Raw genomic sequence first — 25,457 nt, forward strand, 5'->3', positions numbered from 1 at the left:
ACTCGACGAAGAGGACGAACCGACGTGACGTACGCGAACCCAGCCGCCTTCTCCCTCTACCCCGAGCTCGACGCCACCGCCCTGGCCGCCTTCGTCACCGCCCTGGAAACCGGCGATGTCACGGGGCTGTCCCCGGCCCGCGCCGCCGATGTGACCGAGGTGCGGGCGCTCGTCGTGTTCAGCCGCGGCAAGGTCACCGGAGCCGGCGGCGCGCTGCTCGACGCCGCCCTGTGGCGGCACACCGGACCGCAACCCCGCCCGGTGATCGTGATGCCCTCGCCGTGGACGGACATCGGCTGGCTCGCGTACGCCGTGCAGGCCGGCCTGTTCGCCGCTCGCGGGTACGACGTACTCGCCTACACCGCGCGCGGGTTCGGCGCCTCCGAGGGACAGGTCGAGGTGGCCGGCCCGCTCGATGTCGCCGACGGCAGCCGGGCCTTGGACCACCTCATCGAGCGCACCGCGGGGCCCGTCACGAGGATCGGCTTCCTCGGGGACTCGTACGGCTCCGGCATCGGCCAGCTCGTCGCCGCGCACGACTCCCGAGTGGACGCCGTCGTCGCGATGAGCACCTGGGGCGATCTGGGCGAGGCGTTCCTGGAGAACTCCACCCGCCACGTCGCCGCCGTACAGGCACTGCTGGGCGCCGCGGCGCGGGCCCGGCTCAGCCCGCAGACGGAGGGCGTCTTCGAGAACGTCCTGGCCAACCGCGACATCGAGGGCACCCTGCGCTGGGCCGAGCCCCGCTCCCCGTTCACCCACGTCAAGGAACTCAACCGCCGCCAGGTTCCGGTGCTGTTCGCCCAGGCCTGGCACGAGACGCTCTTCCCGGGCAACCAGACCGTGAGGATGTTCAACGAACTCACCGGCCCCAAGCGCCTCGACCTCTCCATCGGCGACCACTCGGGCCCCGAGATGTCGGGCACGCTCGGCCTGCCGAACCGGATCTGGACCGACGCGCACCGCTGGTTCGACCACCATCTCAAGGGCATCGACAACGGCATCGCCGCCGAGGGTCAGGTGGTCGCCGAGGTGATGTGGGGCAAGGCCCTCGAAGCGAGCCCCACCTGGCACGCCCTCACCGGGCGTGTCCGCCGGGTACACCTGACGGGGGACGGGGAACTGGCCGAGAAGCCCGAGGTGGGCTGGGCCGCGACCGTCGTGTGCGGGATGGACACCCCGGCGACCGTCGCCGACGAGATCGTCCGCTCCGGGTACGCGGAGATGTCCGGTCTGCCGAAGGCCTACCCGACCGGCGACATCGACCGCACCGTGGCCGCCGTCTGGGCCACGGCGCCCGAGGAGGCGGGCCTGCGCCTGCGCGGCACGCCCCGGCTGCGGGTGACGTACCGGGCCGCGAACCCGGGCTCCGGTTTCGTCGCGTACCTCCTGGACACGGCGCCCGACGGGACGGCGCACATCATCACGCACGCCCCGTTCAGCGACCTCGACTCGGCGCCGGACAGCCTGATCAGCGCGGACATCGACCTCCAGGCGACGGCGTACGACGTCCCGCGCGGCCACCGCGTCCTGCTGGTGATCGACGCCCGCGACCCGTTCTACGCGGACCCCAACCTGCCGCGCGCCACGCTCTCCTTCACCTCACCGGAGCGGACGCCCTCGTACCTGGACCTGCCGCTGGGTTGAGGACTCCCCCGGCCTACGAGGCCAAGCCGCCGGGCGGGGCGCCGGGCGGGGCGCCGACCTGGGACCGCACGGCGCCCATGCTCGCCGCGATGACCAGTGCGATCGCGAGGGCGTCCACGAGGGACATGCCCTGGTGCAGGACCAGGAAGCCGGCGCTCGCCGCGATGGCCGGCTCCAGGCTCATCAGGATCGCGAAGGTCGGGGCGGGCAACCGGCGCAGGGCCAGCAGTTCCAGTGTGTACGGCAGGACGGAGGACAGGACGGCCACGCCCAGGCCCAGCGCCAGGGTGCTCGGGACGACGAGGTCGGAGCCGGCCTCGACCACCCCGAGCGGCAGGGAGATGACCGCGGCCACGGCCATCGCCAGGGCCAGGCCGTCCGCCTGCGGGAAACGGCGGCCCGTCCGCGCGCTGAAGACGATGTACGCCGCCCACATCGCGCCCGCTCCGACCGCGAAAGCGGCGCCCAGCGGGTCGAGCCCCCCGAAGCCGCCCTCGCCGTGGCCGGCGAGCAGGGCCACCCCGGCCAGGGCCAGGGCCGCCCACAACAGGTTCACCAGACGCCGCGACACGATCACGGACAGGGCGAGCGGGCCGAGCACCTCCAGGGTGACGGCGGGGCCGAGCGGGATGCGGTCGATGGCCTGGTAGAAGAGGCCGTTCATGCCGGCCATGGTCACGCCGAACCAGAACACGGTGCTCCAGTCGGCCCGCGCGTGGCCGCGCACCTTGGGCCGGCACACCAGCAGCAGCACCAGTGCCGCCGCCGCGAGCCGCAGGGTGACCACGCCCGCGGCGCCCGTCCGGGGCATCACCATGACGGCGAGGGCGGCGCCGAACTGCACCGAGATTCCCGCCGAGACCACCAGCGCGACCGGACCGAACCGCGCCGCCCGGCCGCCGGTGGCGGACGGCGCCGCGGCGCGGGACGTGGCGTCGGGGGACGCGCCGTCGAGCGAGGCGGTGTCGAGCGAGGCGGGCACGGTGTCGGGAGCCGAGGAGGACGGGGTCATTGCACCAGGCTAAGGGGTACGTAACGGGTGCGATGCCGTGTTCTGCCTTACATTGCGCACACCCCCGTAACCCCCGCTAAAGACCCTCCTCAAGATCCTCCGCGCGGTGGCGGGCCGCGCGGCCCCCGGCCCCCGGCATCAGCCGGTGGCGCCCACCCGCGGCGCCGCCGTTCGTCTCACCGGGTGGACGCGCTCCCGAAACGACGACCGGGACCCGATACGCTCCGCTCGTGGCTGAGATCCAGATTCCCGCTGACATCAAGCCCGCCGACGGACGCTTCGGCGCGGGCCCCTCCAAGGTGCGGACCGAGGCGCTCGACGCCCTGGCCGCCACCGGTACCTCCCTGCTCGGAACATCACACCGCCAGGCCCCGGTCAAGAACCTGGTCGGCTCGGTGCGCCAGGGACTCCGGGACCTCTTCTCCCTGCCCGAGGGCTACGAGGTGATCCTGGGCAACGGCGGCTCCACCGCCTTCTGGGACATCGCGACGGCCGGTCTCATCGAGAAGAAGTCGCAGCACCTCACCTTCGGTGAGTTCTCCTCCAAGTTCGCCACCGCCGCGAAGCTCGCGCCGTGGCTGGACGCGCCCTCCGTGATCTCCTCCGAGCCGGGCACCCACCCCGAGCCGGTCGCCGAGGCGGGCGTGGACGTGTACGCGTACACCCACAACGAGACCTCGACGGGTGTCGCGGCGCCGATCAAGCGCGTCGCGGGCGCCGACGCCGGCTCCCTCGTCCTGGTGGACGCCACCTCGGGCGCCGGCGGTCTGCCGGTGGACATCACCGAGACCGACGTCTACTACTTCGCCCCGCAGAAGTCCTTCGCCTCCGACGGCGGCCTGTGGCTGGCGGCGTTCTCCCCGGCGGCCCTGGAGCGCGCGGCCCGCGTCCACGCGTCCGGCAGCCGGCACATCCCCGAGTTCTTCTCGCTGCCCACGGCGATCGACAACTCGCTGAAGAACCAGACGTACAACACCCCGGCGCTCGCCACCCTCTTCCTGCTGGACCAGCAGCTGGAGTGGATGAACGGCCAGGGCGGCCTGGAGTTCACCACCGGCCGTACCGCCACCAGCGCCCGCCACCTGTACGGCTGGGCGGAGGCGTCCAAGTACGCGACCCCGTTCGTCGCGGACCCCGCCAAGCGCTCGTCCGTCATCGGCACGATCGACTTCTCCGACGACATCGACGCCGCCGCCGTCGCCAAGGTCCTGCGCGCCAACGGCATCGTGGACACCGAGCCCTACCGCAAGCTCGGCCGCAACCAGTTGCGCGTCGCGATGTTCCCGGCGATCGACCCCGCGGACGTGCAGGCGCTCACCGCCTGCGTCGACTACGTGATCGAGAAGCTGTAGCGGGAAAGCCCGTACGAAGGGCCCCCGGTGCCGCCCGGCGCCGGGGGCTCCGTCGTTGCCCCCGAAGTCCCCGGCAGGCCTCCCGGCGGGGCTCGCAGATGTGTTCCGGGTGGTGTCTCGGGTGGTGTTCGCGCACCTCACCGGCCGGGAGGCCACCCGTACGCGATACCTTCAGGGGTCCGGGGCCGAGCGCCCCGGGTGCGGTCCACTGATACTTGGAGGCAGCGGCGTGAGCGTGCGAGTGACGGCGGCCCAGGGCGGCGTGGACCCCTTCGGTACGGCCCGGTTGCGGCGTGGGGTGCTCGACGCGTGGGGCGCGGGCCCGGCCCGGTTCCGCGAGGACGCCAACGCCGAGGAGGACCTGGCGCTGGGCGGCTACCGCGACCGCCTGGTGGTCGAACTGGCCCAGAACGCCGCCGACGCGGCCGCCCGCGCCGGGGTCCCGGGACGACTGCGGCTCACCCTGCACCCCGGTGACGGCGAACACGGTCACGCGGTGCTCGCCGTCGCCAACACCGGTGCCCCGCTGGACGCGGCGGGCGTCGAATCGCTGTCGACGCTACGGGCCTCCGCGAAGCGGGAGCCGGCCGGTTCCGGCGGTTCCGCCGAGACCGTGGGCCGCTTCGGCGTCGGCTTCGCGGCGGTCCTCGCCGTCACCGACGAGCCCGCCGTACTCGGCCGCCACGGCGGGGTCCGCTGGTCCCTGGCCGAAGCCCGCGAACTGGCCCGCGAGGCAGCGGGCGGCAGCCCCGGCCTCGGGGACGAGCTGCGCCGCCGCGACGGCCACGTCCCGCTGCTGCGCCTGCCGTTGCCCGCCGAGGGCACCGCGCCCCAGGGCTACGACACCGTCGTGGTCCTCCCGTTGCGCGACGCCGCCGCCGAAGAGCTGGTGGAGCGGCTGCTGGCCGGCATCGACGACGCGCTGCTCCTGACGCTGCCCGGGCTGCGCGAGGTCGTCGTGGAGACCCCGGCCGCCGGGCACCGGGTGCTGTACCGGCGCGCCGAGGGCCCGTACACCGTCATCGAGGACTCCGCCTCCGGCACGCACCGCTGGCGGACCGTCCGCCACAGCGGCCCCATCGAGCCCGCCCTCCTCGCCGACCGGCCCGTTGAGGAGCGGCTGCGCCCCTTCTGGACGGTCACCTGGGCGGTGCCGGCCGACATCGAGGGCGCGCCCCTCTACCCGAGCACCGCGCCCGTCATCCACGCACCGACCCCGACCGACGAGCCGCTGGGCATCCCCGCCCTGCTCATCGCCTCGCTGCCGCTGGACACCAGCCGCCGTCATCCCGCGCCCGGACCGCTGACCGACTTCCTCGTGGAGCGCGCCGCGGACGCCTACGCCGAACTCCTGGGCGCCTGGGAGCCGGTGAGCGCCGACCTCGTCGACCTCGTACCGGGCCCGCTCGGCAAGAGCGAGCTCGACGGGGCCCTGCGCGGCGCCGTCCTGCGGCGGCTGCCCCGGACGGCGTTCCTCGCGCCCGCCGCGCCCTCCGAGGAGCTGAAGGCGCTGCGACCCTTCGAGGCGGAGGTGGTCGAGGGCGCGGGCGTCGACACCGTACGGGTCCTGGCGGAGGTACTGCCGACCCTGCTCCCCGCCGGGCTGGAGCGCCGACCCGAGCTGCGTCACCTGGGTGTCGGCCGGCTTCCGCTGGGTGAGGCAATCGAGCGGATCGCGGGCATCGAGCGCACCCCCGAGTGGTGGCACCGGCTCTACGACAGCCTCGCCGGGGTCGACCCGGACCGGCTCTCCGGCCTGCCCGTGCCGCTCGCCGACGGCAGGACCGCGATCGGGCCGCGCCACATCCTGCTCCCCGGCACCGACACCCCCGCGGGGCTGGCCCGCCTCGGCCTCAAGGTGGCGCACCCCGACGCCGCCCATCCGCTGCTGGAGAAGCTCGGCGCCCTGCCCGCGACCCCGCGCGCGGTCCTGACGACCCCGCAGGTCCGGGCGGCGGTGGCGGCCTCACTGGACGCGGGTGAGATCTGGGACGAGGACGCGCCGGACCCCGACGAACTGGCCGAGATGGTCCTGACCCTGGTCCGGGACGCCGGTTTGGAGCCCGGTGACGAGCCGTGGCTGGGCGCCCTCGCCCTCCCCGACGAGGACGGCGAACCGACCCCGGCGGGCGAGCTGCTGCTGCCCGGGTCCCCGCTGGCCTCGGTGATCCGCGAGGACGAGATCCCGTACGTCGACGCGGGGCTCGCCGAACGGTGGGACGCCGAGACCCTCGCCGCCGTCGGCGTACTGGGCACCTTCCAACTCGTCCGCGCCACCGACGTGGTCCTCGACCCCGACGAATTGGAGCCGCGCGACGGCGACTTCGCCGAACCGGACGACGCGGGCCTGCTGGACGCCGTCGACGTGTGGTGCGAGGACCTCCTAGACCAGCTCCCGGACACCCCCCTGCCGCCGGTGGCCACCGAACTGATCGGCGTACGGGACCTGGACCTCGTCGACGACGACCGCTGGCCCCAGGCCCTGGCCATGCTCGCCCAGCCCCCGCTGCGGGACGCGCTGACCCAGCCCGTACGGGTCCTGCTCCCCGACGGCACCACCCGCTCCGTGCGCCCGTACACCGCCTGGTGGCTGCGCGACCACCCCGTGCTCGACGGCCGCCGCCCGGCCGGTCTGCGCGCGGCGGGCGGCGACCCGCTGCTGTCCGGCCTGTACACGCCCGCCGACGCCACCGGCTTCGAGGACGAGCAGGTGCTGCGGGCCCTGGGCGTACGGACCACCGTGCACGCCCTGCTCGACGAACCCGGCGGCGCGGCCGAACTCCTGGGCCGTCTCGCCGACGCCGACCGCGAGGTCTCTGACCGGCAGCTCCACGCCCTCTACGGGGCGCTGGCCGAGCTGGACCCCGAGCAGGTCACCCTCCCGGACGACCTGCGGGCGGTGGTGGACGGGGAGGTCCGGGTCGTGGACGCGGCCGACGCGGTGATCGCCGACGCCCCCGACCTGCTGCCCCTGACGGCGGGCCTGCCCCTGCTGCCGGTCGCCCCCGCCCTGGCCGCCGAGCTCGCGGAGCTGCTCCAGGTCCGTCGTCTGTCGGACACCGTCCCGGCGGAGGTCACCACACCGGGCGAGGAGCACGAGGTCCCGGAGGCGGTACGCGTACTGCTGGGCCCCGCGACGCCGCGGACGTTCGTCGAGCACGAGGAACTCGTTGCGGGGGGCGTCGAACTGGACTGGCGCCGCACCCCGGACGGCACCCTCCACGCCGCCACCCTGGAGGGCGTCGCGGCCGGTCTCGCCTGGTCGGCGGGCCAGTGGCCGCGCCGTTTCGAGGTCGCGGCCCTGCTGGAGGACCCCTCGCGCACGGCCGAACTGGCCCGCGACCGCTGGTTCGACTAAAGGCCCGCAGGGCGCCCCCTCGGCGGAAGAACACCGTTGGAGGGCGCCCCTCAGCGGAAGACCACCGCGGCCGCTCCCCACTGGGACGTGGTGGTCCCCGTGGCGGCGCACATCTGGGCCGCCGGAACGATCCGGTACGCCGTGGACAGCCGGTAGGACGACAGTCTGAGGGCGGGCAGCGCGGTCCACTCGGCGGTGAAGGCCGGGGCGGTGCCGCTGTTGGAGCCGACCGTGCCCACGACGAGGTCCCCGGCGGCGCAGTCCAGCCGGGTCGACGAGGTACTGAACGCGCTCTGGCCGGATTCGCCGTGCGCCTGCGCGTACCCGACGGCCCGGCTGATCCCGCTGAACTCGTCCACCGCCACGTGGTACTTGCTCGCGTGCGGATACTTCACCCGGATCGAGTCCGCCGTGGTGAGCGGACGGACGTGGAAGGCGGCGAGGACCAGCGTCCGGTGCAGGCGGGTGTCTGTCTCGTCGGCCACGATCCGGAAGGCGTTGCCCTGGGTGTCGGTCACAGTGACCGGGCCGGGGCAGGTGGCGGTCAGCATCATCGTGACGACGAGCGCGTCCCCCTCGGTGACCGCGTTGGTGACCGGCAGCACCACGTCGGTACCGCCGAGGATCTGCTGGTCCGCGGCGGCCCGCGCCACCCAGGCGGCCGACTCGTTCCCGGTCCGCGGGCCCGTGGCGGCGGCCCCTGCCAAGGAGGGCGCCGGATTGGCGGTGGGCGGCGGGCAGGGCTGCTCCTCCACCGGGAAACCCACCTTGACGCCGGCCGGACCCCCGGCGGGGTCCACGCCGGCCAAGCCCTCCACGGCGCCGACGCCGACGCAGACGCCGAGGAGCAGGCTCGCGGCATGCGTGAGCACCCGCTGTCGGGAGGGGCCGCGCCGAAGCCCTCGTACGGGTGCCGCCGCCCCTTCCACGGACCCGCCGCCCGGGGAGCCGTCCACCGGGGCTCCGTCGGCGTCCGCCGGGGTCCCGTCGGCCTGCGTGGGCGTTGTGTCGGACCCCTCCGCGTCACCCCCGGCCCGCGTACCGGCGTCCGCCGCCAACCGGAGCCCGGTCCACGCCCGCTTCCACCCGGGCAGCGCGCTCTCGTCCACCCCCAAGGCCCGCAGCAGGGCCAGGACCCGGTCCCACGGCGGCAGCGTCGGCCGCTCCTTGCGCAGGGCGTGCGCGATGGTCGTCCGGGGCAGGCCGGTGCGCCGCTGCAACTCGCGCAATGACAGCCCCTCCACCGCCTTGAGCGACCTCAACGCCCCGACGAACTCCGCGACCGACTCCGGCCTCCACGGCCCTTCCCGTTCCGGCATCGCCATGACTCCCCCGTTCCGTCCCCCTGGACCGGCCCGTCCGAAGGTGTCCCACGGCGGCCGGGTGGCCGGAGCCTACGAGGGTCCCGGGCCGCCCCGTAACGGCTCGACCGGCCAACTCCGCCGCGGCCCGCGGACCGTCCCGTCCGGGGCCGTCCGGGGCCGTCCGGGCTTGTCCCAGCACGTCGAACGGCCTTGTCGGACACCGGCGCCGCTGCTGATGGTTGGCCCCATCGCCGGACCCGGTGGACGGGCCCGGCAGCCGAATTCCGACAGGAGAACCCATGAAGTTCACGCTCGGGCGCCGCGGCGCCATGGCCGGCGCGGTCGCGGCCCTGACCGTAGGCGCGCTGGCCACGGGGATCACCACCGCCTCCGCCACCAGCGGGTGGACCCGCCTGTCCACCTCGCACGGGGTGGGCGTCTACGGCAACCACACCTCGGCGGCGGGCAAGGTCACCTCGGACCTCTTCAACGGGGACTACATCGACGTCCTGTGCTGGAAGCGTGGCGAGAACATCGCCAACCAGGGCAACGTCTGGTACTACGTCGACAACGAGTGGCACGCGAGCGGCTGGTACGGCAACAGCGCCGGCTGGGTGTACGCGCCCTACGCGGACGACTCCAACGCATGGCGCACCGGCCTGAACGAGTGCAACTTCGGCTGAGCCGGCTCCCTCGCCCGCCGGCTCCCGCCGGTTCCCGGCCTCACTGGGCAATACGCCTAGGCCGGGAACCTCCGGCCGATACGCCTAGGCCGGGAACCTCCGGCCGACCCAACGGAAGGCGAACTCGATCAGCGCGGAGGCGACGGCCGCGACGGCGACCGCCGTCCACGGCAGGGCCGTGCCCTCCAGCCGCAGCTGGAAGAAGTCCTGGAGCCACGGCACGACCAGGACCAGGAGGAACGCCGCGCCCATCGCCCCGACCAGGGTGATCCGCCACCACGTGTACGGGCGGGCGATGATCGCCAGCACCCACATCGAGGTCAGGAACAGGGTCAGCGTCGCGGCGCTGGTCTCGGCCTCCAGGCTGCCCACGCCGGTGTAGTGGTGCCGGGCGAGCAGGTACGTCACGAAGGTGGCGACCGCGGCGATCACCCCGCCCGGGATCGCGTACCGCATCACCCGTTTCACGAAGTGCGGCTGCGCCCGCTCCTTGTTGGGGGCGAGCGCCAGGAAGAACGCGGGGACGCCGATCGTGAGCGTCGACAGCAGCGTCAGGTGGCGCGGCAGGAACGGGTACTCCACCTGGGCGCAGACCACGAGGATCGCCAACAGCACCGAGTAGACGGTCTTCACGAGGAAGAGCGTGGCCACGCGGGTGATGTTGCCGATGACCCGGCGGCCCTCGGCGACCACCGAGGGCAGGGTGGCGAAGCTGTTGTTCAGCAGCACGATCTGCGCGACGGCGCGGGTGGCCTCCGAGCCGGAGCCCATGCTCACCCCGATGTCGGCGTCCTTGAGGGCGAGGACGTCGTTGACGCCGTCGCCCGTCATGGCGACCGTGTGGCCCCTGGACTGTAGCGCGGCGACCATGTCCCGCTTCTGCTGCGGGGTGACCCGGCCGAAGACCGCGTTGCCGTCCAGCACCTCGGCCATGTCCGCCTTCGCGTCCGGCAGCTCGCGCGCGTCGACCGTGTTCTGGGCGCCGGGCAGGCCGAGCTTCCCGGCCACCGCGCCGACGGAGACGGCGTTGTCCCCGGAGATGACCTTGGCCTTGACGTCCTGGTCCTCGAAGTAACGCAACGTGTCGGCGGCGTCGGGGCGCAGCCGCTGCTCCAGGACGACCAGAGCGGTGGGCATGACCCCGTCGGCCACGGCGGGGTCGTCCAGTTCGCGGGCGGAGCGGGCCAGGAGGAGGACCCGTAGTCCTTGCTCGTTGAGCGCCTCGATCTCCTCCAGGGCCGGGTCCCCCTTGGGCAACAGCACGTCGGGGGCGCCCAGCAGCCAGGTGTTGTTCTCGCCGTCGCCCTCGCTGAAGCTGGCGCCGCTGTACTTGCGGGCGGAGGAGAACGGCAGCGATTCGGTGCAGCGCCACTCCGCGTTGTCGGGGTAGGCGTCGATGACGGCCTGGAGGCTGGCGTTGGGGCGCGGGTCGGACTCCCCCAGCGCGCCGAGCACCTTCTCGACGTACGTCCCGTCCTCGCCGCCGAGCGGGCGCAGTTCGGTGACGTCCATGCCGCCCTCGGTGAGGGTGCCGGTCTTGTCGAGGCAGACGACGTCGACGCGGGCGAGGCCTTCGATGGCGGGCAGTTCCTGGACGAGGCACTGTTGGCGGCCGAGCCGGACGACACCTATGGCGAAGGCGACCGACGTCAGCAGGACGAGCCCTTCGGGGATCATCGGGACGATGCCGCCGACGGTCCGGGCGATGGAGTCCTTGAGGTCGGAGTTCTTGACGACGAGTTGGCTGACGACGAGGCCGATCGAGGTCGGGATCATCATCCAGGTGACGTACTTGAGGATGGTGGAGATGCCGGTGCGCAGTTCGGAGTGGACGAGCGTGAAGCGGGAGGCCTCTTCGGCGAGCTGGGCGGCGTAGGCCGCGCGGCCGACCTTGGTGGCGGTGAACGCGCCGCCGCCGGCGACCACGAAGGAGCCGGACATGACCGGGTCGCCGGGCTTCTTGAGCACCGGGTCGGCCTCGCCGGTCAACAGGGACTCGTCGATCTCCAGGCCTTCGGCCTCGCCCAGGGCCCCGTCGACGACGACCTTGTCGCCGGGCCCGAGTTCGACGACGTCGCCGAGGACGATCTCGGAGGTGGAGATCTCGGCGGTCCTGCCGTCGCGGCGGACGCTGGGTTTGGCCCCGCCGATGACCGCGAGGCCGTCGAGGGTCTTCTTGGCGCGCAGTTCCTGGATGATGCCGATGCCGGTGTTCGCGATGATCACGAAGCCGAAGAGACCGTCCTGGATCGGCGCGACGAACAGCATGATCAGCCACAGGACGCCGATGATGGCGTTGAAGCGGGTGAGGACGTTCGCGCGGACGATCTCGGAGGTGGAGCGCGAGGAGCGTACGGGCACGTCGTTGACGTCGCCGCGGGCCACGCGTTCGGCGACCTCCGCCGTGCTCAGACCGCCCGGCTTGAACCGGGGCGCGGGTGGACGCATCGGGTGGACCGGGTCCAGTTCGGCCCCCGCGTCGATGGCCGTTTCGAGGGCGGCCGCGCCATCGCCGCCGTCCGGCTCCGGTCCGTCGGTTTCGGTCTTCGCCCGCTGCGTCATGCTTTCGACGGTAAAGGGCGTTCGAACGCTCCACCCCTTGAGCGGCCGGAAGATCCGACTTCGGGACGACCCGAATCGTCCCCTGGTATCCCGAGCGGGCAGAGTGCCGTCAGGCCGCCTCCGGAGCCGCCGTCAGCCCTCGTGCCGGAGCTCGGCGGCCTCCGCGGCCTGCTGCTCCTTGTGCCGCTTGATCGCGGCCTCGCGGCCTCGGGCGTACCAGATGCCGAACAGGCCGAGTGCCGCGCCTGCCGCCGGGGTCCAGACCCACCACAACATGCCCCGGTCCGCGAACCACCCGTAGAAGGGGAGCTGAACGAGGAAGAGGACGAACCAGATGATCGTGCCGCCGACGACGGTCGCGACGACGGGGCCCTCCAGGGGCTCGGGGGCCTCGTGCTGTGCGGTCCATTTCGCCATGCGGCCAGTCTAGGCGGGCAGGTGGGGACGGCCGCGGAGAGGCCGTGCCGGAGGGCTTCGGGGCGGCTGGGCGTTGTCTACGCGCGGAGATGGACGGCCGTTCCCTCATGTGTTCATACTGAAACGGTTTGCCTGCGACCGGTTTTATTCGTATGAATAACCAAATGACCCCTTGAGGACCGCATGAGCACCTCGGCACCCGCCGCGGCCCCCACCAACGCCACGGACCGCTATTTCAAGATCTCCGAGCGCGGTTCGACCGTAGCCCGCGAGGTCCGGGGCGGCTTCGCGACCTTCTTCGCGATGGCCTACATCATCGTGCTGAACCCGATCATCCTCGGCAGCGCGAAGGACATGTACGGCCACCAGCTCAACGGCGGCCAGCTGGTCACCGCCACCGTCCTGACGGCCGCGTTCTCCACCCTCCTCATGGGCGTCATCGGCAACGTCCCGATCGCGCTCGCGGCCGGGCTCGGCGTCAACACCGTCGTCGCCCTCCAGCTCGCGCCCCGGATGAGCTGGCCCGACGCCATGGGCATGGTCGTCCTCGCGGGCTTCGTGGTGATGCTGCTGGTCGCCACCGGCCTGCGCGAGCGGGTCATGAACGCCGTCCCCCTGGGTCTGCGCAAGGGCATCTCGATCGGCATCGGCCTGTTCATCATGCTGATCGGCCTCGTCGACTCGGGCTTCGTCTCCCGCATCCCCGACGTCGCCCACACCACGGTGCCCCTCCAGCTCGGCGCCGGCGGCCACCTGCACGGCTGGCCCGTGCTGATCTTCGCGCTCGGCGTGCTGCTCACGCTGACCCTGATGATCCGCAAGACGCCCGGCGCCATCCTGATCTCCATCGTGGCCATGACCGTGCTCGCGGTCGTCGTCCAGCTGATCACCGACCTGCCGGCCTCGGCCTGGGGCCTGACCGTGCCGCAGTGGCCGGGCAACCCGGTGGCCGCACCCGACTTCGGGCTCGTCGGCCAGGTCAGCCCGTTCGGCGGCTTCGGCAAGGTCGGCTTCCTCACCGGCGTCCTGTTCGTCTTCACCGTGCTGCTGTCCTGCTTCTTCGACGCGATGGGCACCATCCTCGGCGTCGGCGACGAGGCCAAGCTGACGAAGCCGGACGGCACCTTCCCCGGGATCAACCGGGTCCTGCTCGTCGACGGCCTGGCCGTCGCCTCGGGCGGAGCCACCTCCTCCTCGGCCACCACCTGCTTCGTGGAGTCCACGGCCGGCGTCGGCGAGGGAGCACGCACGGGCCTGGCCAACGTGGTGACCGGCGCCCTGTTCACCATCGCGCTCTTCCTCACCCCGCTGGCGACGATGGTCCCCTCCCAGGCGGCGACGCCCGCCCTGGTGGCGGTGGGCTTCCTGATCCTGGCCGGCTCGGTCAGGGACATCGACTGGAGCGACTTCACCATCGCCGTCCCCGCCTTCCTGGCGATGGTGATGATGCCCTTCACCTACTCGATCACCAACGGCATCGGCATCGGCTTCATCAGCTTCTGCACCCTGCGCCTGACGACCGGCCGCGCCCGAGGCGTCCCGGTGGCCATGTGGGTGGTCGCGGCCGTGTTCCTCTTCTACTACGCGATGCCGGCCCTCGGCCTGACGTAGGCCCCGGGGTCAGGTGACCCCGTAGAACTTCTCCGTCTCGTCGACGGCCGCCTTGAAGCGCTCGTCGAAGTCATCGCGAATGAGCGTCCGGACGACATAGTCCTGGACGCTCATTCCGCGTTTGGCGGCATGAGTCCGGAGGCGGTCGAGCAGCTCCCCGTCTATGCGCATGCTCAGCACATGAGTCCCCATGCCGCAAAGGGTCGGGGCACGACCCCGGGACGCGCGTCGCTTTTCGCAAGCGACTCACCCGGACGAGTGACGAAACCCGCCCGCTGTCCGACGGTGTGACGTGTGACGCCCGGAAACCGGTGTTCCTTAGAGAGAGTAATGAGTTATTCTAAGGAACATGCACGACCTTTCCCACGGCGCCGACGCCGCCGCCGTGAACGACCTCCGCTCCGCCGTCATGCGGCTGGGCCGCCGGCTCAAGCACCAGCGCGTCGACGAGTCGCTGAGCCCCACCGAGATGTCGGTGCTGGGCACCCTCGCCCGCTGCGGTCAGGCCACCCCGGGTGAGCTGGCGCGGCGCGAGCACGTTCAGCCGCCCTCGATGACCCGCATCGTCGCGCTGCTGGAGGCCAAGGGACTGGTACGGCTGGAGCCGCACCCGGACGACCGCCGCCAGAAGGTGGTCAGCCAGACGGAGGAAGCCGAGGCGATGCTCGAAGAGAGCCGTCGCAAGCGCAATGCCTTCCTGGCCGGGCTCGCGGCCGAGCTCACCGAGGACGAATGGGCCAAGCTGCGTGCCGCGGCGCCCGTCCTGGAGAAGCTCGCGCACTTCTAACCGTCCGACGCCAGGAGGCGAACGCTTTTGAGTACGGGAACCGGAGCAGACTCCGCACCCGGCCACACATCCACCACTACGCGACCCGCGAGCCGGAACTCCATGTTCAGCTCGCTGAAGATCCGTAACTACCGGCTCTTCGCCACGGGACAGGTCGTCTCCAACACCGGCACCTGGATGCAGCGCATCGCCCAGGACTGGCTGGTCCTGTCCCTCACCGGCTCGGCCTCCGCGGTGGGCATCACCATCGCCCTGCAGTTCCTGCCGATGCTGATGTTCGGCCTCTACGGAGGCGTACTCGCCGACCGGCTGCCCAAGCGGCGGCTGCTGCTGGCCACCCAGGGCGCCATGGGCCTGACGGGCGTAGCCCTCGCCGCGCTCACCCTGGCCGGTCACGTCCAGGTCTGGCACGTCTACCTCGCCGCGTTCCTGCTCGGCCTGGTCACGGTTCTGGACAACCCGGCGCGCCAGACGTTCGTCCCGGAGATGGTCGGCAAGGACCAGCTCGCGAACGCGGTCAGCCTGAACTCCGCCAACTTCCAGTCCGCGCGGCTGGTCGGCCCGGCGATCGCCGGTGTGCTGATCACCGCCGTCGGCTCCGGCTGGGCCTTCCTGCTGAACGGACTGTCCTTCGCCGCGCCGATCGCCGCGCTGCTGATGATGCGGACGCGTGAACTCCACCCGGTGGAGCGGCAGCCGCGCGGGAAGGGACAGCTGCGGGAGGGCCTGCGGTACGTCGCCGGGCGCCCCGAGCTGGTCTGGCCGATCGTGCTGGTCGGCTTCATCGGGACCTTCGGGTTCAACTTCCCGATCTGGTTGTCGGCGTTCGTGGACGACGTGTTCCACGGGGACGCCGGAACGTACGGCCTCTTCAACACCCTGATCGCCGCGGGTTCCCTGGCGGGCGCCCTGCTGGCGGCGAGGCGCGGCCACTCCCGGCTGCGGGTGCTGGTCACGGCGGCGGTGCTGTTCGGCGGGCTGCTGGTCGTGACGGCCTTCGCCCCCGGCTTCTGGCTGTTCGCGGTGCTCCTCATCCCGATCGGGATGTTCGGCCTGACGGTCAACGTCACCGCGAATTCGAGCGTGCAGATGGCGACCGACCCCGAGATGCGGGGCCGGGTGATGGCGCTGTTCATGATGGTCTTCACCGGTGGCACCCCGCTCGGGGCCCCGCTGGTGGGCTGGATCACCGACACGTACGGAGCGCGGATCGGCATGGCCGCGGGCGGCGCGGTCTCCTTGGCCGCCGCCCTGGCGATCGCGCTGGTCCTCTCCCGCGTGGGCAACCTCAGCGTCCGCCTCTCCCGCCGCGGGGTCACCTTCGTCCCCGCCCACCGCGAGCTGGTCAAGGCGGCCTGACACACCCCCGCCGGCGGGCGCCCCTTCGCCCCCGCCGGCGTCGGGGGCGCCTCTCCGGCTCCCACCGGCATTCGGGGCGCGGGGTTACGGGGCGCGGGGTGCGGGCCGGGAGGCCCGGCGCGGCCGGGGCCGCCGGCGCGACGGTGTCGCCCCACCGCGGGGTACTAGGGTCACCCCATGAGGCTGTTCGCCGCCGTGATGCCCCCCGCCCCCGCCGTCGCGGAACTCCGCGAGGCCGTCCGGGCGGCGCGGGCCGCGTCGCCCCCCGCCCCGCACCTGCGCTGGACCGCGGAAGACTCCTGGCACTTCACCCTCGCCTTCATGGGTGAGGTGCGCGAGGAGCTCCTCCCCGACCTCCACGCCCGTCTCGCCCGCGCGGCGGCCCGAACCGAGTCGTTCCCCCTCCGCGTCCACGGCTGCGGCCATTTCGGCGACACCGCCCTGTGGGCCGGCGCGGCCGGGGACCTCGACCGGATGCGGCTCCTCGCCGAACGCGCCGACGCCGCCGCCCGCCGGGCCGGTATCCCGATGGAGCAGCACCGCCGCTACACCCCGCACCTGACGCTCGCGAGGGGCGCCCGCGGCGCCTCCCTCCGCCCCCACCTCGACGCGCTCGCCCCCTTCGAGGGCACGCCCTGGCGGGTCGACACCCTCAGCCTCGTCCGCAGCAACCTCCCCACGGGCGGCGTCCCCGGCGAGCGGCCCCGCTACGAGGTCGTCGGCGCCTGGCCGCTCGCGGTCAACGCCCCGCCCGTCTGATCGCCTCGTAGGAGCCCCGCCCCTCCGGCCGTTCGCGGACGGCGGCCACCCGCACCCGCCGGGTCCGTCCGTGTGAGCAGTCTCGCAGCCCCACGACCGGGAGCCGGCTGCTGCCGCGTTACGCTCGACGGGTGGATCCGAAGACCAGAAACCGTGTCATGGCCGGTGTGCTCGTCCTGATGTTCGTCGTCGTCGCCGTGGCGGCCGCCGTCGGCCAGTAACCCCCCGCGCCCGCGCTCGACGCCCGCGCGCTCTTGCCTGGAGTCGACTCCAAGCAGTTGGCTTGGGTCCCATGAAGTACACGCAGCTCGGACGCACCGGACTCAAAGTCAGCCGACTCGTCCTCGGCACGATGAACTTCGGTCCGCAGACAGACGAACCGACCAGCCACGGCATCCTGGACGCCGCGATCGACGCGGGTCTGAATTTCGTGGACACCGCCAACGTCTACGGGTGGGGTGAGAACAAGGGCCGCACCGAGGCGATCCTCGGTACCTGGTTCGCCCAGGGAGGCGGACGCCGGGACAAGACGGTCCTGGCCACCAAGGTCTACGGGAACATGGCCGCCGAGGGCGACCCCTGGCCCAACCACGACAAGCTGTCGGCCCTCAACATCCGTCGGGCCGTCGACGCGAGCCTCAAGCGGCTCCAGACCGACTACATCGACGTCTACCAGTTCCACCACATCGACCGCCTGACGCCCTTCGAGGAGATCTGGCAGGCCGTTGACGTCCTGATCCGGCAGGGCAAGATCCTCTACGCGGGTTCGTCCAACTTCCCCGGCTACAAGATCGCCCAGGCCAATGAGACCGCCGCCCGTCGCGGCTCGTTCGGGCTGGTCAGCGAGCAGTGCCTGTACAACCTCGCCGAACGGCGGGCCGAGATGGAGGTCATCCCGGCCGCCCGGGAGTACGGCCTCGGCGTCATCCCCTGGTCCCCGCTCCACGGTGGTCTGCTCGGCGGTGTCATCAAGAAGGAGACGGAGGGCGGCCGGCGTGCCTCGGGCCGCTCCGCGGACGCGCTGGCGAACAGCACGGTCCGGGGGCAGGTGCAGGCGTACGAGGACCTCCTCGAAAAGCACGGCCTGGAGCCCGGCGAGACGGCCCTGGCCTGGCTGCTGACCCGACCCGGGGTCACCGGGCCGATCGTCGGCCCGCGCACCTCCGAGCAGCTCGACAGCGCCCTGCGCGCGCTGGAGCTGGAGCTGAGCGAGGAGGTGCTGACGGCCCTGGACGAGATCTTCCCCGGCCCCGGCCCGGCCCCGGAGGCCTTCGCCTGGTAGCCGTCCGCCCCTGACCGCGGTGGCCGTCGTCCCGTTCGTCACGGGCGACGGTCGCCGGCCTCGTTCGGACGGACGCCCGCGCCGGCCCTCGTTCAGACGGTCGCCGCGCGGTAGGGGCCGCCGATGGACCAGGCCTGGTGGAGCGCCGAGGCGAACTCGGCCGCCAGGCGGTGCTCGCCGGAGGCGTTGGGGTGGGTGCCGTCGTAGGTGTCCTGTCCCAACTCGTAGCCCTGCGGGCGCGCCGCGAGCAGGATGGGCGAGGCGGGGGTGGACAGGTCCGCCACCGCCTTGGCGAGCAGCTCGTTGAAGGCCGTCACCTGGGCGGCGAAGGGCGCGTCGGAGTCGGCCCGGACGTTCGGGATGACGGGGAGCAGGACCATCCGGATGCCGGGGCGGGCCGCGCGGGCCCGCGCGATGAACCGGCGGACGTTGACGGCGGTCTGGGGCGCGTCGGTGTAGAAGCCGAGGTCTATCAGCCCGAGCGAGACGAGCAACACGTCCGGCTCTGCGGAGGCGACCGCCGGGCCGATCAGCGGCGCCATGTGCTGCCACCCCTCGCCCCACCCGGCCAGGTGGCGGCGGGCGTCCTGCGGGAACGCCGGGTCGGCGTACGCGTCGCTGACGGGCGCGTCGGTGGCGGCGTCGTAGAGCGCGTCGCGCGGGCCGACGATGCTGAAGGAGTCGCCCAGGGTGGAGCGCAGGTGCTGCCACATCCGGTAGCGCCAGGTGTAGTCGCCGGCGCGTCCGATGGTCATGGAGTCGCCGACGAACATGAAACGCATCCGGTCATCATCGCGGATCACCGGAGCACGGCCGCTGTGATGCCCGCCACGCCGGACGGCCTGGCAGGCTTGGACAATGCGCCCGCTGCCGCTCCTGACCGCGTTCACCGCCGCCGCCGTCCTCACCGCGTCCCCGACCGTCGCGTCGCCGATCGCCGCCGCCCCGACCGCCGCTTCGCCGACCGCCGCCCCCGCGCCGCCGGGCGTCTCGGACTTCACCATCCGGGACCCGCGCATCACGGAGTCCAGCGGACTCGCGGCGAGCCGCGTCCACCCGGGCGTCTACTGGACGCACAACGACAGCGACGACGGCCCGTACGTGTACGCCGTGGACTCCGCGACCGGCAGGACGGTGGCGCGGGTGACGATGACCGGGATCGGACGGCCGCGTGACATCGAGGCGATCTCACTGGGCCCGGACGGGCAGTTGTACGTCGCGGACATCGGGGACAACAGGGACGGCACCTGGGACCACGTCTGGATCTACCGCTTCCCGGAACCGCGGGAGTTGGCGGACGCGACGGTCAAGGCGGAGCAGTTCACGGTGCGGTACGCGGACGGCCCGCGCAACGCGGAGGCGCTGATGGTGCATCCGGTGACGGGACGGGTCTACATCGCGAGCAAGAACGAGCGGACGGGCGGGCTCTACGAGGGACCCGAACGGCTGTCGGCGGACGGCACCAACGTGTTCCGGCGGATCGCGGACGTGCCGTGGGTGACGGACGGGGCGTTCTCACCGGACGGCGGCCGGCTGACGCTGCGCGGCTACTTCTTCGCGAAGACCTACCCGTGGAAGGACGGGCGCCCGCAGGGGTCGGGGGAGGCGGTGGCCGCGCCCTGGCAGGGACAGGCGGAGTCGGTGACGTACTCGCCGGACGGCTCGACGCTGCTGTTCGGCTCGGAGGGGGTCAGCAGCCGGGTCATCGCGGTGCCGGTCCGCCCGACGGCCACCGCCCCCTCCGCACGGCCCTCCGCACGGCCCGCCGCACCGTCGGGCGCCCCGCCCGGGAGCGGCGCTCCCGGCGCTTCCGCGAAGCCGGAGGGCGGCGCCTTCACCAAGGGGGCGATGGTCCTCGTCCTGGCCACCGCCCTGGTGCTCGGCGGCCGTCGGCTCGTCCGGCGCAAACGCTGAAGGGGCCCGGAGCCGGCCGCGTAACCTGCGGGTATGGCCGATGACATGGTGGGGCTGAGCGGGCGGGTCACCGGGACGGTGGGGCCCGGCCTGGTGGGCGAGGTCATCGTCCGCATCCGGGGCGGAGCCGAGCACTTCCTGGCGTATCCGGCACTGGGCGAGCAACGGCCCCTGCCCGTGGGGACGGTGGTCACGGTGGTGGAACACCTGCCGCCGCGCACGGTGTACGTCAGCGCCGCGTACGTCAACTGACCCCTGGCTCCACCTGCGACTCCACCTGCGACTCCACCTGCGCGTATCAAGATTGCGACAAGACTCCGCCGACGCCTTCACGCCGGATGTCGGCAGGCGCACACTCGCCTTCACCGGTGCCGCAACGGCACCGCTCTAAGGGGGCGTTTGCCGATGGACATCGGCGTCGTGGCGGGAGTAGTTCTCGCCGCCGTACTTGTTCTGGTCGGACTGTTCAAGCTCATGTGGCGGGTGGCCGAACCGAACGAAGCACTCGTCATCTCCGGCTCCGCGCACCGGACCGAGGGCCTGGGCGACGGGATGGGGTTCCGGATCGTCACCGGGCGCGGAACGCTCGTACTGCCGGGGGTCCAGGCCGTGCGGAAACTGTCACTGGACCTGAACGAGACCCAGCTGGTGGTGGACTGCGTGACCCACCAGGGCATCCCGCTGAAGGTGCGCGGCGTGGTCATCTTCAAGGTGGGGGACGACACCGTCTCGATCGCCAACGCCGCACGCCGGTTCCTGGACCAGCAGAAGATGATCCCCGATCGCGTGCACATCGTCTTCGCGGGTCATCTGCGTTCGATCGTGGGCGGACTGACCGTCGAGGACATGATCCGCGACCGCGAGAAGCTGACCGGCCAGACCAGGGCGGCCTGCGGGAGCGAGATGGAGAAGCTCGGTCTGATCGTCGACTCCCTCCAGATCCACGAGATCGAGGACCCGACGGGTTACATCAAGAACCTCGCGATGCCGCACGCGGCGGCCGTGCAGCGGGACGCGCGGATCGCGCAGGCCGACGCGAACCTGCTGGCGACGGAGGCCGAGCAGGCCGCCTTCGCCCGGATGTCGGAGGCCACGCGGGACAGCGAGATCCTCCAGGCCGGCTACCAGGCCGAGCGGGACAAGGCCGCGGCCGCGGCCAAGCAGGCGGGTCCGCTCGCGGAGGCGGCCGCCCGGCAGGAGGTCGTCGTCCAGGAGACCAGGGTCGCGGAGCTGGAGGCCGACCGGCGCGAGCAGCAGCTCCAGGCGGACGTACGCAAGCCCGCGGACGCGAAGGCGTACGAGCAGCGCACCCTCGCCGAGGCGGACCGCGACTCGCGGATCTCGGCGGCGCAGGCGAAGGCCCAGGAGACGGAACTCGCGGCGGCGGCCGAGGCCACCCGGGTCAAGGCGGCCGCGGCGGCCGAGGCCCAGGCGGCGGAGACGCGCGGCCTGGCCAACGCGAAGGCCACCCGGGCGACGGGCGAGGCCGAGGCGGCGGCGACGCAGGCCAGGGGTCTCGCGGAGGCCGAGGCGGCGAAGGCCCGCGGTCTGGCGGACGCGGCGTCGGCGAAGGCGAAGGGCCTCGCGGAGGCGGAGGCCATCAAGGCCCGGGCGGCGGCGCTGGCGGAGAACCAGGAGGCGGTGGTCGCGCAGCAGCTCGCCGAGAACTGGCCCAAGATCGTGGAGGCCGGGGCGGGGGCGTTCGGCAACGTGGAGCACATGGTGCTGCTGAACGGGGCCGAGGGCATGTCGGAGATGTTCGCGAAGGCCCTGACGATGGGCGGCACCGGCCTGGGCCTGGCCCGGCAGCTGCTGTCCTCGATGGCGCAACCCCCGACCCAGCCGACCCCGCCCGTCCCGGCAATGACGCCCCCCGCCGGGGAGGTCATCCCGATCTCGGAACAGGCCCCCGGGGCCTGACGGCGGCACCGGAGGGGCCGTGCGGCCGCCGTGGGACGTGTCCCCGTCCCGGACGACACCGTGCGCGCGTGACGCGGCGGCCCGGGCGGCCATGCGGCCCGCCGGGGGACGTCCCCGTCCCGGACGACACCGTCCGCGCGCGACGCGGGGGGGCCGGGGGGGCCGTGCGGACCGCCTCGGAGCAGGCCACCGGGATCTGACGGCGGTACCGATGGGCCGTGCGGCCCGCCGGGGGGGCTCCGCCCCGGGCCTGTGCCGCAGTCTCGCTGCCGCGCTGCGGCGCAAGGGTCCCCGGCGCCGCCGGATTTTTCGGGGCTCCGCCCCGGGCCCGGGTCGCGGTCTCGCTGCCGCGCAGAGGACGCAAAGGCCCCCGGCGCCCGGCCCCGGGCTGCGGCTGCGGTCTCGCTGCGGCGCAAGGGCCCCCGGCGCCCGGCCTTGGGCCTGGGCCGCAGTCTCCCTGCCGCGCAGCGGCGCAAGCGCCCCCGGCGCCGCCGGGATTTCGGGGCTCCGCCCCGGGCCCGGGTCGCGGACTCCCCCCGGCTACTCCCCGGGCTCCGTTCGTGGGGGCCGACCCCCAGAGGTGCCCCCACGAGGTCGGATTCGGCTCGGCCGGCCCGGCTGACGGGCGGGCAGGGCAGGGCAGGGGCAGGCCGCACGTTGTTGGACTCGCTCCGGGGCCGCCGCGTCACGTCCGCACGGCTCGTCCGGAACGGGGACGGCCTCCCGGCACCGCCGTCGAACCGCAGCACCGGCCCAGGGCGGAGCCCGGAGGCTCTTGCGCCGCGGCGCGGCGCGGCAGGCTACGAGTGGCCCAGGTCGGACGGCGGGAGGTCCGACACCGGCACCGAGCCGGTGTCCGGCGCCGGCCGCAGCAGGAACTCGTCCGAAGCCATCGAGTCCAGCACCGGCGGCGCGGGCCGCAGCGGCTTCGGCATGACCGCGGCCTCCGAATGGCCCCCGCACCCGTAGGACAGCGACACCAGTCGCCCGTCCGCCGGACCGAACTCGTTCGCGCAGACACCGAAGGCCTGGCCCAGCGAGCCGCCGATCGCGACGAGGAACCCGCACGACACGCACGACGCCGGCGCCGCCTGGGCCATCGGGGTCTTCGCCCCGAACCCCTCGTCCCAGCGGTCCGCCGCACTGTGCAGCCCGTACCGAGACAGGACGCGCGCCCGGCGCATGCCGAGCTCCTCGGCGACCGAGGTGATGGAGCCCCGTACCGGCACCACCGTCCGGTCGGTGACGTCCGCGTCCTCCGCCTCGACCAGCTCGGCCATCTCCTCGGAGACCACCGAGTTCGGCGGCGGCGCGTCCTCGCCCGTCCAGCCCGGCTCCAGCCGCAGGTCGTCGGCCTCGGTGGGCAGCAGGTCGCCCGGCCCCAGGTCGCCCGGCCGCAGCCGCTCGCTCCACGGCACCCATTCGGGGGCGAGGAGCGCGTCATCGCCCGGGAGCAGCACCGTTTCGTCGAGGGTGACGAGCTTCGCGCGGGAGGCGCGCGTCACGGTGACGGCCCACCGCCAGCCCCGGTAGGCGGGGTCCTTGCACTCGAAGAAGTGGGTGACGACCCGGTCGCCCTCGGAGGCGACGGAGACATGCTCGCCCACCACTCCGGGGAAGGCGGCCTCCTCGGCCGCCGCACGGGCGAGGTCTACCGCCTCGGCACACAGGCGGTCGGGGGTACGGCTTCGCGTCGTCGCAGCACTCACAGGTCTCGTTCTCTCCTACGCCGTCTCACGAGTGCGCCGTCCGTACTGTCGTCCTCAACGACCCGTCGGTCTTGTCCGTACGTAGCGCGGGCGGAGCGGACCAGAGGGCCGCGTCGACGTCCGCACCCGATCGGCCTCGGGCGCACCTACCTGCAATCCATTCTGCGGGATCGCGAAGAGGCGCGCGGCCAAGAGCAACCGCCGGTGGCGCGCTACGCACGCTACCTCCTCCGACGCCTTCGGCCCACATGCAAGGTCCGATTCGCGGACAACCCGGGACCGACGGGGGCCCGAAACGCGCCGGGGCGGGTCCGGGAGGGCCGAGTGGGGCACTATGGCCAGGTGGCACCCGTACGGTCGTCCGCAGACGGCCCGGGACCGGCCAGTCGGGCCGGCCGGGCCGTCGGTCGTGCCCTGCACTTCCCCATCACCGGTACGGCCCGCGGGATTCGGCGGGCCACGCACGCGCACGGGGCGGGCGAGTCGGGGCTCGGCAGACTCATCGAACTGCACGCCATCAACGGCGCCGGCGACGTGATGATCACGGTGGCGCTGGCGTCGACGGTGTTCTTCTCGGTGCCCACGGACGAGGCACGCGGCCGGGTGGCCCTGTACCTCGCCATCACCATGGCCCCCTTCACCCTGCTGGCCCCGGTGATCGGTCCGCTGCTGGACCGGCTCCCGCACGGGCGGCGGGCCGCGATGGCGGCCGCGATGCTGGCGCGGGCGCTGCTGGCGGTGATGATGTCGGGCGCGGTGGCCACGGGCGGACTGGAGTTGTACCCGGCGGCACTGGGCGTACTGGTCGCGTCCAAGGCGTACGGGGTCGTGCGCAGCGCGGTGGTCCCCAGACTGCTCCCGCCGAAGTTCTCACTCGTCAAGGCGAACTCCCGGGTCACGCTGGCCGGGCTGCTGGCCACGGGCGCCGCGGCGCCGGTCGGCGCCGGGCTCCAGGCGATCGGGCCGCCCTGGCCCCTGTACGGGGCGTGCGCCATATTCATCTGGGGGACCTTCGCGGCGTTCACGCTGCCGCACAAGGTGGACGAGGCGAAGGGGGAACGGCGGGCGCGGCTGTCCACGCACGAGGCGCGCTCGCGCAAGCCGGGGCTGCGGACGATCAGCCGACCGGTGCTGTGCGGGCTGCTGGCGAACGCCGCGATGCGCGGGCTGTCCGGGTTCCTGATCTTCTTCCTGGCGTTCCTGCTGCGCGAGCATCCGCTGGCGGGACAGAGCGCGGCGGTGTCGCTCGGCATCGTCGGCGTGGCGGCGGGCGTCGGCAACGCGGCCGGTACGGCGGTGGGCGCGTGGCTGCGGGCGCGGGCGCCGGAGACCATCATCGCGGCGGTGCTGGCGGTGACCCTCGGGGTCGCGGTGCTGGCGGCGGTGTTCTTCAGCGGGCTGTTCGTGGCGGTCCTCGGTGCCACGGCGGGGTTCTGCCAGGCCCTCGCGAAGCTCTCCCTGGACGCGATGATCCAGCGGGACGTGCCGGAGGCGGTACGGACCTCGGCCTTCGCCCGGTCGGAGACGCTGCTCCAGATGGCGTGGGTGCTGGGCGGCGGAATCGGGATCGTGCTGCCGCTGAACGGGGTCCTCGGCATGTCGGTGGCGGCGGCCATAGTCGCGACGGGCACCCTGATGGCCTTCCGCGGCGCCCTCACCACCGCCCACCACCCCAGCTCCTCCCGGCCCCGCGTGGCGTAGCACCCCGACGGGGGCCGCCGTTCGAGGCACGGGCGGCAGATCCAGCCTCGACGGCGATTGAGGCGCGGGGGCCGGGGCGG

20 protein-coding genes are annotated in these 25,457 nt (G+C 73.0%); 13 read left to right on the forward strand and 7 right to left on the reverse strand.

Annotated elements, in window-relative coordinates; all coding sequences use genetic code 11:
• Positions 1-24: 24 nt before the first annotated feature.
• A complete protein-coding gene (locus ACV7NM_RS14715) occupies positions 25-1,647 on the forward strand; it encodes an alpha/beta fold hydrolase (RefSeq protein WP_463410709.1) in 1,623 nt (540 codons plus the stop codon).
• A gap of 13 nt (positions 1,648-1,660) precedes the next feature.
• On the opposite strand, the gene ACV7NM_RS14720 is transcribed toward ACV7NM_RS14715, so the two are convergent.
• A complete protein-coding gene (locus ACV7NM_RS14720; protein ID WP_463410710.1) occupies positions 1,661-2,659 on the reverse strand; it encodes an EamA family transporter in 999 nt (332 codons plus the stop codon).
• Between the two features lie 230 nt (positions 2,660-2,889).
• Between ACV7NM_RS14720 and serC the strand changes: the two genes are divergently transcribed.
• Both serC and ACV7NM_RS14730 read left to right on the forward strand, forming a co-directional pair.
• Positions 2,890-4,011: a phosphoserine transaminase gene (gene serC / locus ACV7NM_RS14725; RefSeq protein ID WP_463410711.1), complete on the forward strand. Its 1,122-nt coding sequence runs from the start codon at positions 2,890-2,892 to the stop codon at positions 4,009-4,011.
• 229 nt (positions 4,012-4,240) lie between these two features.
• Positions 4,241-7,369 carry a sacsin N-terminal ATP-binding-like domain-containing protein gene (locus ACV7NM_RS14730; RefSeq protein ID WP_463410712.1) on the forward strand — a complete coding sequence of 1,043 codons (3,129 nt, stop codon included), beginning with the start codon at positions 4,241-4,243 and terminating at the stop codon, positions 7,367-7,369.
• A gap of 50 nt (positions 7,370-7,419) precedes the next feature.
• Here the strand turns inward: ACV7NM_RS14730 and ACV7NM_RS14735 are convergent, their stop codons facing one another.
• A complete protein-coding gene (locus ACV7NM_RS14735) occupies positions 7,420-8,688 on the reverse strand; it encodes a helix-turn-helix domain-containing protein (protein ID WP_463410713.1) in 1,269 nt (422 codons plus the stop codon).
• 284 nt (positions 8,689-8,972) lie between these two features.
• Between ACV7NM_RS14735 and ACV7NM_RS14740 the strand changes: the two genes are divergently transcribed.
• Positions 8,973-9,356, forward strand: coding sequence for a hypothetical protein (locus tag ACV7NM_RS14740; RefSeq protein ID WP_463410714.1), 384 nt, complete (start codon positions 8,973-8,975; stop codon positions 9,354-9,356).
• An 84-nt stretch (positions 9,357-9,440) separates the two neighbouring features.
• Here ACV7NM_RS14740 and ACV7NM_RS14745 read toward each other — a convergent pair whose 3' ends face one another.
• Together ACV7NM_RS14745 and ACV7NM_RS14750 are read right to left on the reverse strand one after the other, a co-directional pair.
• A complete protein-coding gene (locus ACV7NM_RS14745) occupies positions 9,441-11,918 on the reverse strand; it encodes an HAD-IC family P-type ATPase (protein ID WP_463410715.1) in 2,478 nt (825 codons plus the stop codon).
• 132 nt (positions 11,919-12,050) lie between these two features.
• Positions 12,051-12,335 (reverse strand): DUF2530 domain-containing protein, encoded by a 285-nt coding sequence (locus ACV7NM_RS14750; protein WP_463410716.1) that lies wholly within the window; start codon positions 12,333-12,335, stop codon positions 12,051-12,053.
• Between the two features lie 183 nt (positions 12,336-12,518).
• Between ACV7NM_RS14750 and ACV7NM_RS14755 the strand changes: the two genes are divergently transcribed.
• Positions 12,519-13,946 carry an NCS2 family permease gene (locus tag ACV7NM_RS14755; protein WP_463410717.1) on the forward strand — a complete coding sequence of 476 codons (1,428 nt, stop codon included), beginning with the start codon at positions 12,519-12,521 and terminating at the stop codon, positions 13,944-13,946.
• Positions 13,947-13,955: 9 nt separating this feature from the next.
• On the opposite strand, the gene ACV7NM_RS14760 is transcribed toward ACV7NM_RS14755, so the two are convergent.
• Complete coding sequence (locus tag ACV7NM_RS14760) at positions 13,956-14,138, reverse strand: ribbon-helix-helix protein, CopG family (protein ID WP_463410718.1); 183 nt, start codon at positions 14,136-14,138, stop codon at positions 13,956-13,958.
• Between the two features lie 157 nt (positions 14,139-14,295).
• On the opposite strand from ACV7NM_RS14760, the gene ACV7NM_RS14765 reads away from it, so the two are divergent.
• The 4 genes from ACV7NM_RS14765 to ACV7NM_RS14780 all read left to right on the forward strand — a co-directional run bounded on the left by ACV7NM_RS14765 (position 14,296) and on the right by ACV7NM_RS14780 (position 18,133).
• Positions 14,296-14,733, forward strand: coding sequence for a MarR family winged helix-turn-helix transcriptional regulator (locus ACV7NM_RS14765; protein WP_463410719.1), 438 nt, complete (start codon positions 14,296-14,298; stop codon positions 14,731-14,733).
• Positions 14,734-14,760: 27 nt separating this feature from the next.
• Positions 14,761-16,092: an MFS transporter gene (locus ACV7NM_RS14770; protein ID WP_463410720.1), complete on the forward strand. Its 1,332-nt coding sequence runs from the start codon at positions 14,761-14,763 to the stop codon at positions 16,090-16,092.
• Between the two features lie 177 nt (positions 16,093-16,269).
• Complete coding sequence (gene thpR / locus ACV7NM_RS14775) at positions 16,270-16,851, forward strand: RNA 2',3'-cyclic phosphodiesterase (RefSeq protein ID WP_463410721.1); 582 nt, start codon at positions 16,270-16,272, stop codon at positions 16,849-16,851.
• Positions 16,852-17,143: 292 nt separating this feature from the next.
• On the forward strand, positions 17,144-18,133 hold the full coding sequence (locus ACV7NM_RS14780) for an aldo/keto reductase (RefSeq protein ID WP_463410722.1): 990 nt from the start codon (positions 17,144-17,146) through the stop codon (positions 18,131-18,133).
• A 92-nt stretch (positions 18,134-18,225) separates the two neighbouring features.
• Here the strand turns inward: ACV7NM_RS14780 and ACV7NM_RS14785 are convergent, their stop codons facing one another.
• On the reverse strand, positions 18,226-18,915 hold the full coding sequence (locus ACV7NM_RS14785; protein WP_463410723.1) for a GDSL-type esterase/lipase family protein: 690 nt from the start codon (positions 18,913-18,915) through the stop codon (positions 18,226-18,228).
• A 76-nt stretch (positions 18,916-18,991) separates the two neighbouring features.
• Here ACV7NM_RS14785 and ACV7NM_RS14790 point away from each other — a divergent pair, with 76 nt between their 5' ends.
• From ACV7NM_RS14790 to ACV7NM_RS14800, 3 genes are all read left to right on the forward strand, one after another.
• A complete protein-coding gene (locus ACV7NM_RS14790; protein WP_463410724.1) occupies positions 18,992-20,047 on the forward strand; it encodes a WD40 repeat domain-containing protein in 1,056 nt (351 codons plus the stop codon).
• Positions 20,048-20,092: 45 nt separating this feature from the next.
• Positions 20,093-20,299, forward strand: coding sequence for a hypothetical protein (locus ACV7NM_RS14795; protein WP_453354431.1), 207 nt, complete (start codon positions 20,093-20,095; stop codon positions 20,297-20,299).
• A gap of 153 nt (positions 20,300-20,452) precedes the next feature.
• Positions 20,453-21,967, forward strand: coding sequence for an SPFH domain-containing protein (locus ACV7NM_RS14800; protein WP_463410725.1), 1,515 nt, complete (start codon positions 20,453-20,455; stop codon positions 21,965-21,967).
• 800 nt (positions 21,968-22,767) lie between these two features.
• Here ACV7NM_RS14800 and ACV7NM_RS14805 read toward each other — a convergent pair.
• A complete protein-coding gene (locus ACV7NM_RS14805; RefSeq protein ID WP_463410726.1) occupies positions 22,768-23,676 on the reverse strand; it encodes a DUF3027 domain-containing protein in 909 nt (302 codons plus the stop codon).
• A 324-nt stretch (positions 23,677-24,000) separates the two neighbouring features.
• On the opposite strand from ACV7NM_RS14805, the gene ACV7NM_RS14810 reads away from it, so the two are divergent.
• Entirely contained in the window at positions 24,001-25,377 is a 1,377-nt protein-coding gene (locus ACV7NM_RS14810; protein ID WP_463410727.1) for an MFS transporter, read from the forward strand.
• The last annotated feature ends 80 nt before the right edge of the window (positions 25,378-25,457 follow it).

It is taken from the genome of Streptomyces sp. Tek67B01, assembly GCF_055231995.1.

Excerpts from the sequence above, each read along its gene's own strand:
- ACV7NM_RS14720 (WP_463410710.1), bottom strand. The coding sequence starts at position 2,659 with ATGACCCCGTCCTCCTCGGCTCCCGACACCGTGCCCGCCTCGCTCGAC.
- ACV7NM_RS14735 (WP_463410713.1), bottom strand. The coding sequence starts at position 8,688 with ATGCCGGAACGGGAAGGGCCGTGGAGGCCGGAGTCGGTCGCGGAGTTC.
- ACV7NM_RS14740 (WP_463410714.1), top strand. The coding sequence starts at position 8,973 with ATGAAGTTCACGCTCGGGCGCCGCGGCGCCATGGCCGGCGCGGTCGCG.
- ACV7NM_RS14745 (WP_463410715.1), bottom strand. The coding sequence starts at position 11,918 with ATGACGCAGCGGGCGAAGACCGAAACCGACGGACCGGAGCCGGACGGC.
- ACV7NM_RS14750 (WP_463410716.1), bottom strand. The coding sequence starts at position 12,335 with ATGGCGAAATGGACCGCACAGCACGAGGCCCCCGAGCCCCTGGAGGGC.
- ACV7NM_RS14755 (WP_463410717.1), top strand. The coding sequence starts at position 12,519 with ATGAGCACCTCGGCACCCGCCGCGGCCCCCACCAACGCCACGGACCGC.
- ACV7NM_RS14760 (WP_463410718.1), bottom strand. The coding sequence starts at position 14,138 with ATGGGGACTCATGTGCTGAGCATGCGCATAGACGGGGAGCTGCTCGAC.
- ACV7NM_RS14765 (WP_463410719.1), top strand. The coding sequence starts at position 14,296 with ATGCACGACCTTTCCCACGGCGCCGACGCCGCCGCCGTGAACGACCTC.
- thpR (WP_463410721.1), top strand. The coding sequence starts at position 16,270 with ATGAGGCTGTTCGCCGCCGTGATGCCCCCCGCCCCCGCCGTCGCGGAA.
- ACV7NM_RS14780 (WP_463410722.1), top strand. The coding sequence starts at position 17,144 with ATGAAGTACACGCAGCTCGGACGCACCGGACTCAAAGTCAGCCGACTC.
- ACV7NM_RS14785 (WP_463410723.1), bottom strand. The coding sequence starts at position 18,915 with ATGCGTTTCATGTTCGTCGGCGACTCCATGACCATCGGACGCGCCGGC.
- ACV7NM_RS14790 (WP_463410724.1), top strand. The coding sequence starts at position 18,992 with ATGCGCCCGCTGCCGCTCCTGACCGCGTTCACCGCCGCCGCCGTCCTC.
- ACV7NM_RS14795 (WP_453354431.1), top strand. The coding sequence starts at position 20,093 with ATGGTGGGGCTGAGCGGGCGGGTCACCGGGACGGTGGGGCCCGGCCTG.
- ACV7NM_RS14800 (WP_463410725.1), top strand. The coding sequence starts at position 20,453 with ATGGACATCGGCGTCGTGGCGGGAGTAGTTCTCGCCGCCGTACTTGTT.